Origin of the sequence: Candidatus Scalindua japonica (assembly GCF_002443295.1) — a bacterium.
GTDB classification, from domain to species: domain Bacteria; phylum Planctomycetota; class Brocadiia; order Brocadiales; family Scalinduaceae; genus Scalindua; species Scalindua japonica.
The window spans coordinates 1-1261 of record NZ_BAOS01000033.1 but is presented as its reverse complement, the minus strand read 5'-3'; the positions used below and the strand labels follow the sequence as shown (position 1 = coordinate 1261).

Sequence of the window (1261 nt, the reverse complement as noted above, 5' to 3'; positions counted from 1 at the left end):
GGCATCTGAGGATGTTAGTGCGTAATGACTAGGTCTCCAGTGACAAATCGGATTCCGTAGTGCGAATGATGCACAGAAGTAATCACGACTGTACCCATCTCATCTGCGTTATCTTAAAGTGTGTACCACGGTCGATATGTCGTGCGCAGTCAGCATGAACGAAGAAGGCCCATCGTATTTATCGAGCACAATCCCCCCCTGGATGTGACTTGGTCACGGGTCTCCGGACATTTGCGACACGGGCCGCCACCGGCAAAAGACGGGGCTTAAGTCCCCATTTTGTTTATCAAGAAAATTTTGGAAGAAGAATTTTGGGGGGGGCAAAGGAGCACGAGAAGTTGTTTTTCCCCCCGGGCAATTGTTGCCGCCTGGAAACGAACTGAATCTGAAACGGTGGCGTTGATTGCAGAACTGCCACCAGAATTTGTGAAACAAAAAATTAATTACCTGAATACAGGAAACAACCTCATGATCGGATTGCCTGGACACTCGCGCACACACTTTAACCAGATGCGCGAAGCAATCGCGTCAGCGAGAGAGTAAGCTGGGCATTTCGGTCATTGTACAGTGTGCAATGGAAAATGGAAATGGGACGCAGATTTTCATGATAAACGCAGATAAGAATGGAAAATTTGTGTTCATCTGCGTTCTATTTTCAGCACTAATAGAATTCCTGTTTGTACACTTGGAGAATCTTATAAATGACCGAGTTAAAACATCCTTCAAAAATACGGATTATTGAACCTCTTTTAACACTTGTTGTATTTGGTGTAGCGGCCATTTACATGCTTAATGTTTTTAATACGGGAAACTGGTTTTGGTTTCGTGGCACAACCACCGAGATTAATCCGTCCCGCATTGTTATCGTAGAAAATGGAGAGCGTACGTTATTGCAACCTGGCGCCGCAAATTTTGAAACGATCAGTATGGCTGTTCAAGATTCATTAGCCAAATTTAGTAATTCCGACTTGATTAACATTGGTTTGTCTGAGCAAACGATGCAGGATTACGAGTCAGAATCGCTCATTGTTGAATCTCTTTTTCCCCCGCTAAAAAAGACCCCCAAAGTGTGTCAAGCCTGTGGCAACCAGGTTGGTTGATTGTGAAAAACGCTTTGGCATAACCAGCTTTTCGTATCATCAGCGAGCGTGGATGAATCTTCTCGAGAAAGTGGAAGCATGTCACAGACGTGCACTACGACTCGTGGCAGATTGAACCGCTGCAACAGTCGCCAGCTCTGAATCTCTTTTTCCCGTCAAAA

At 45.0% G+C, this 1261-nt stretch carries 2 protein-coding genes; both read left to right on the top strand.

Going from position 1 to position 1261, the window contains the following annotated elements:
- The first annotated feature begins 279 nt into the window (after positions 1–279).
- Complete coding sequence (locus SCALIN_RS17975; RefSeq protein ID WP_096895841.1) at positions 280–543, top strand: hypothetical protein; 264 nt, start codon at positions 280–282, stop codon at positions 541–543.
- A 158-nt stretch (positions 544–701) separates the two neighbouring features.
- Positions 702–1100, top strand: coding sequence for a hypothetical protein (locus SCALIN_RS17970; RefSeq protein ID WP_096895840.1), 399 nt, complete (start codon positions 702–704; stop codon positions 1098–1100).
- The last annotated feature ends 161 nt before the right edge of the window (positions 1101–1261 follow it).